Genomic DNA, 5,737 nt, shown 5'->3' with positions numbered 1-5,737 from the left:
CCCACCCGGCCAGGTTGACCGGGAGCGCGCCGACGACGAGAACCAGCAGGGCCGAGGGCACGAGCACGGCCAGCGGCAGGTCCGGGTTGATACTGCGCGCCGCGAGGAGGAAGACGGCCACGTGTCCGCCGACCGCCAGGACCGAGGTGACGGCGACGACCGGCAGGCCGCCGGGCACGGCCCGGATGCCGCGCCAGTCCGCGGCGAGGACCCGCCGCGGGTGAGCACCGACGCACCGCCGACGCCGCGCCCGGAGGGACACGACGACGGTGCCGACCACGGCGACGATTCCCGCCACCGACACGACGGTGCGCAGGCCGAAGCTCGGGTCGAGTGCTCCGCCGACGAGCCTGGCGCGCAGGGGCGACGGGACCCCGAGCAGCACCACGACGGCCAGGAGCACCTGGACGAGCTGGCCGAGCGAGCGTTCCCACGCGACGGCGCGCAGCCCGGTGCCTCGCGACCCGCCCTCGGGGCGCTGCCGCAGTCCCCGGTCCACGTCTCCGAGCACGCCTCCTGGCAGCGTGGCGTTGAGGAACTGGGACCGGTAGTACGCGGGGACGGCCTGGATGAGGCGCATCGGCACGCCGACCCCGGCACCGACCGCACACCACCGGTAGGCGCAGCACACGGTCGTCACCGCGGCGACGCCGACTGCGGCCAACAGAACGGCGGGGTCGGCGGCCCGGAACGCGTCGACGAAGGGCCCGGAGCCGAACCGGACGACCAGCAGGGAGAGGACGCCCACCGCGACGGCGAGCCGCAGCCAACTGCGCCACCGACCCTGTGGCGCAGGCCTCTCGACGGGGAGCTCGACCGTGGTGGCGATGGTCACCACCGCCTCGCACCGACGGTGACGGCGCGGTCGGCCAGCACCACCGACAGCGCGCCGGACACCAGCGCCGCAGGGTGGTCCCAGCCCGGCAGGTGGGCCCGGCGCGCAGCGGCCGCCGTGCGCAGGCGACGCCGCAGCTCCGGGTCGGTCAGCCAGCAGGTGAGCGCGTCGGCCAACGCGCTCGGGTCGCCCGGGGGGACGAGCAGCCCCGGCCGGATGCCGTCCGGGCCGCGGCCCAGGGACTCCGGGACCCCACCGACATCGCTGGCCACCACGGGGACTCCCCGCGCCAAGGCCTCGGTGACGACCATGCCCCAGCTCTCCGTCCGGGAGGGCAGCACGAGCAGGTCGGCCGCGTCGTACGCGGCATCGAGGCCATCGCGGTCCAGCGGGCCGGTGAAGGCGACCCGCCCGGCGAGCCCGCCTTCCTCGACGGCCGCCCGCAGGCGCGCCACGAACGCGGGCTCGAGGTCGAGGGCGCCGACGCACGTGCAGCGCCAGTCGCGCTCGCCGGGGCCAGCGCTCCGGGAGGCCCCGGCCAGTGCCGTGAGCGCGTCAACCAGCACGTCGAGGCCCTTGAGGCGCGTCACCGCGGCCACGCACAGCAGCCGCCCACCGCCAGCAGGTATGCCGCCGACGCCCGTCACGCGGTCCATTCCGTCCGCGCGCGCGCCGTCCGCACCGGGTGGCGCGACGTGGACCCGGTCGGCGGGCAGCCGATAGGTGTCCACGAGGTACTGCCGTGCCCACCGGCTGGTGGTGACGACCGCTGCCACCTGCGAGAGCATGAGCCGCTCGGCAGGAGCCAGGGATGGCTCCACGGACCCGAACGGCAGGTGGACCAGGACCACGACCGGACGGTTCCGCGCCGTAGCCGCCACGATGTCACCAGCGCCGGAGGCGAGCATCCCGTCGACGAGCACGACCGGTCGGCCGCCGGGGTCGTCGGCACCGGTTCCCACTGCCGTCCCCCCTGCCGTCCCCGGCGCGGTCCCCAGCGCAGCGGCCAGCGCGTCGCGCGCGGCACCGTCCGGATGCGGCCAGGCGCCCGGCACCACCGTCTCGTGGACCGACCAGCCGAGCGTCCGCAGCCCGGTGCAGACCTGCCGGTCGTAGCGGTTGCCGCCGCTGGGTCGACGCGGGTCGTCGAGGCCGTCCGGCAGGACGACGACGACCTCGGCCGCGCCGCTCATCCCGGCTCCAGGACCCGTCATCCGGGCTCCAGGGACCGCTCGTAGGACGCCCACGCGACCGGCGACTCGTGCAGGGTCACCAGAACCGAGCTCAGGTGGCGGCCGGCCGGGCCGAGCGCCCCCGTCGAGGCCAGCTCGGCCAGCCGGTCGGCGATGTACCGGGCCACCGCCTCCGTCGTCGAGTTGCGATCCGCGAACACCGCCTCGTCGTCGAGGTTGCGCCGGTCCAGCCCGTCCAGCACCCCGCGCAGCTGCGCCGCGGCCTGCCCGATGTCGACGAGGATCTGGTCGTCGTCCAGCTCGCCACCCCGGAAGGCGGCGTCGACGACATACGTCGCGCCGTGCAGCCGCTGGGACGGGCCGAAGACCTCGCCGCGCAGACTGTGGGCGATCATGATGTGGTCGCGGACTGTCACGGTGTACATGCCCTCATCCTCCGTCGGGGTAGCTGATGGTGTGGCACACCGCAGACAGGGTGCCGTCGGCGAGCCGGGGCAGGACCCTCGGAAGCTCATCGAACGTCGACGTGCCGCTCAGCAGCGCGTCGAAGGCAGGGTCGCGCAGCAGTCCCAGGGCGAGCGCCAGCCGGTCCCGGGGGCTGCGCCGACCGCGCCGGGCCGGTGCGACCATGCCGACCTGGCTCGCCACGATGCCGAGCCGGGCGGAGTGGAACCGCCCGCCGAGCCCGACCTCGACCGGGGTGTCGCCGTACCAGCTCAGCTCGACCACCCGGCCCTCGTCGGCGAGCAGGTCGAGCGACAGCCGTAGCCCGTCGCCGGACGTGCTGGCGTGGAAGACCAGGTCGCAGTCGCCGACCCGGTCCGGTGCGCAGGCGAACCCGACGCCGAGCAGGCGCGCCACCTCGGCGCGCGAGCCGTCGACGTCATACAGCATGACGTCCACTCCCGGGATCCCGGCCAGCAGCCGGGCGACGCAGCACCCGACCATCCCGGCGCCGACGACCGCGACCCGGTCACCCACGAGCGGCGCAGCATCCCACAGGGCGTTGACCGCGGTCTCCACCGTGCCGGCCAGGACGGCCCGTCGGGCGGGGACCTGATCGGGGACCGGCACGACCGCGGCGGCCGGGACCACGTAGACCGTCTGGTGCGGGTAGAGGCAGAACACCGTGCGCCCGCGCAGCCGCTCGTCACCGGCCACGACGCGTCCGACGTTGAGGTAGCCGTACTTGACCGGCCCGGGGAACTCGCCCTCCTGGAAGGGCGCGCGCATGGAGGTGGACTGGCTCGGCGGGATGCCGCCACGGAACACGAGCGCCTCAGTGCCGCGGCTGACCCCACTGAACAGCGTGCGCACCAGCACCTCGTCGGGCCCGGGATCCGCCTCCGTCGTGGCGCGGATCTCGCCGCAGCCCGGCGTGGTCACCCAGAAGGCCCTCGCGTCGTGCGGCAACCGAAGCCCCCTTTCAGTGGTCGGCGCCCAGGCTCCATGCCGGGAGGATGAAACCTCGACGGTTCATGCAGGTTTGTCTCGCAGTGACGTATTTACTGTAGACACATGAGTACGGAGGTACGCGGTGCCCTCACCCGAGCCTGAGCGCATAGGCCCATCGCCCAGCCCGGGACCGTCGCGGGCCCAGGTGGCGCGCACCGTCGTCGGTATGGCGCTCACCGTGCTGGCGGGTGCGCTGCTCTGGGCGGCGCTGGCCATGCCGGCCGTCCTGACCGGCCAGGGCCTCGCCGAGCTGTTGCGGTTGCCGGTCGAGGTCCTCGTCATCGTGCTGCTCGCCCTGGCCCTGCGCGGTCGGGCGCTGCGGGTCACGGCCGTCGTGGTGGGGCTGCTGCTCGGCGCCGTCGTGCTGCTCAAGGCGCTGAACCTGGGTTTCCACGCCTCCTTGGGCCGGCCCTTCGACGCACTGACCGACTGGTCGTACCTCGGGCCGGCCGTCGGGGTGCTCACCGACTGGGTGGGCCCGGGCCGGGCGAGGCTGATCACGATCGGCACTGGTGTGCTCGCGGCTGCGGTGCTCGTGGTGCTGCCGCTCGCCGCGGTCCGGGTCATGGGGGCACTGGCACGGCGCAGGCGGCGGGTCGCGAAGGTGCTGGCGGCCCTGACTGCGGTCTGGATCGTCGCGGCCCTGACCGGCGCGGCGTTCTCGTCCGGGGTGACGCTGGCCTCGGCCGGAAGCAGCCGCCTGGTCTGGGACACCGCGACCCGGCTGCGCCACGACCTCACCGACCGCGGCACCTTCGCGCGGCAGGTCGCGGCCGACCCGTTCGCCGCGGTCCCCGGCGACCGGCTGCTGACCCGGCTGCGCGGCAAGGACGTCCTGCTCGTCTTCGTCGAGAGCTACGGCCGGGTCGCGCTGGACGACCCCGAGGTCGCGGCGACAGTGCGCCCGGCCCTGGCCCGGGCCGGCCGCGAGCTGGGCGCGGCCGGGTTCTCGGCGCGGAGCGCCTACCTGACCTCGCCGACGTTCGGCGGCGCGAGCTGGCTGGCGCACTCGAGCGTCGAGGCCGGGCTGTGGGTGGACAGCCAGCAGCGCTACGACCACCTGCTCACGACCGACCGGTTGACCTTGGCCCGCGCGTTCGGCAAGGCGGGCTGGCGGACCGTCTTCGACGTGCCGGCGACGACCCGGACGTGGCTGCCGGGGCGGTCCTTCTACCGGTTCGACACGCTCTACACCGCCGAGAACGTCGGCTACCGCGGGCCGCGCTTCGGCTACGCGACGATGCCGGACCAGTACACGCTGCAGGCCTTCCGGGACCGTGAGCTGACCCCCGGGCACCGGCCCCCGGTCATGGCCGAGATCGACCTGCTCTCCAGCCACTACCCGTGGACTCCGCCGCCGCCCCTGCTGCCGTGGGGCAGCCTCGGCGACGGGTCGGTCTTCGGGCAGCCCGCCGGGGCCTCGCCGGACCTGCCGGGCGACCGGACCGCCGACCCGCGGCAGGTCTACGCCCAGACGGTCGCCTATGCGATGCGCACGCTGGCCTCCTTCGCGGCGACGAGCAACGACCCCGACCTCGTGATCATCGCCATGGGCGACCACCAGCCGAACAGCTCGGTGACCCGTCCGGGAGCGAGCCACCAGGTACCGGCGATGGTCATCGCCCATGACCCGGCATTGCTGGCGCAGGTCGCCGGGTGGGGCTGGGACCCCGGGTTGGCGCCGGCTTCGGATGCGCCGGTGTGGCCTATGAGTGCGCTGCGCGACCGGATCCTGACCGACTTCGGATAGGAGGGGACATGGGACCGGCCGGGCCCGTCGGAGATGACAACCGGGCGAGCCGGTGTTGAGGGGAAGGGAACGGAAGTTGAAAGGACAAGGAACCATGACACTACGGGTGATCGGGGCGGTGGCGGCACTCGTGTCGGCTGCCGTGCACTTCTGGGAGCTGGTGTTCAACGGGTACAACACCCTGGCGGTGGTCGGACCGGCCTTCATCGTGAATGTCGTCGCGGGTGTCGTCATCGCGGTGCTGCTGCTGGTCTGGCACCACTGGGCGCCGTTCTTCCTGCTGCTCGGCTTCGGCGTGCTGACCCTGGCCGGCTTCGTCGTCTCGGCGACGGTCGGGCTGTTCGGGGTGCACGAGCAGTGGTCCGGCTTCCCGATCTGGGCGGCGGCCGTCTCCGAGGCGGTCGCGATCGTCCTCGGGCTCGTCGGGCTCGCCCAGGCATTTCGGGGTGCGCCGCGGCCCCCCCCAGGCAGTGTGGGGAGCCCGGGCGCGGGCGGCAAGGGGCC

At 74.1% G+C, this 5,737-nt stretch carries 6 protein-coding genes; 2 read left to right on the top strand and 4 right to left on the bottom strand.

Annotated elements, in window-relative coordinates; genetic code table 11:
• The 4 genes from L0H79_RS20060 to L0H79_RS20045 all read right to left on the bottom strand — a co-directional run.
• On the bottom strand, positions 1-835 hold an 835-nt coding region (locus L0H79_RS20060), incomplete at its 3' end, for a lysylphosphatidylglycerol synthase transmembrane domain-containing protein (RefSeq protein WP_301486410.1).
• Positions 832-2,049: a glycosyltransferase family 4 protein gene (locus tag L0H79_RS20055; RefSeq protein ID WP_301486409.1), complete on the bottom strand. Its 1,218-nt coding sequence runs from the start codon at positions 2,047-2,049 to the stop codon at positions 832-834. The genes L0H79_RS20060 and L0H79_RS20055, both read right to left, overlap by 4 nt.
• Positions 2,046-2,453, bottom strand: a complete 408-nt coding sequence (locus L0H79_RS20050; protein WP_301486408.1) for a 6-carboxytetrahydropterin synthase — start codon at positions 2,451-2,453, stop codon at positions 2,046-2,048. The genes L0H79_RS20055 and L0H79_RS20050 overlap by 4 nt, the downstream gene beginning before the upstream one ends.
• A 4-nt stretch (positions 2,454-2,457) precedes the next feature.
• Positions 2,458-3,441 carry a zinc-binding alcohol dehydrogenase gene (locus L0H79_RS20045; protein WP_301486407.1) on the bottom strand — a complete coding sequence of 328 codons (984 nt, stop codon included), beginning with the start codon at positions 3,439-3,441 and terminating at the stop codon, positions 2,458-2,460.
• 208 nt (positions 3,442-3,649) lie between these two features.
• Here L0H79_RS20045 and L0H79_RS20040 point away from each other — a divergent pair, with 208 nt between their 5' ends.
• Positions 3,650-5,233, top strand: a complete 1,584-nt coding sequence (locus tag L0H79_RS20040; RefSeq protein ID WP_301486406.1) for a CDP-alcohol phosphatidyltransferase — start codon at positions 3,650-3,652, stop codon at positions 5,231-5,233.
• A gap of 94 nt (positions 5,234-5,327) precedes the next feature.
• Positions 5,328-5,737, top strand: a 410-nt coding sequence (locus L0H79_RS20035) for a hypothetical protein (RefSeq protein ID WP_301486405.1), incomplete at its 3' end; no start/stop codon positions are given.

The sequence above is a fragment of the Intrasporangium sp. genome (assembly GCF_030452765.1).
GTDB lineage: Bacteria > Actinomycetota > Actinomycetes > Actinomycetales > Dermatophilaceae > Intrasporangium_A.
This window is presented reverse-complemented; position numbering and strand designations above follow the sequence as displayed.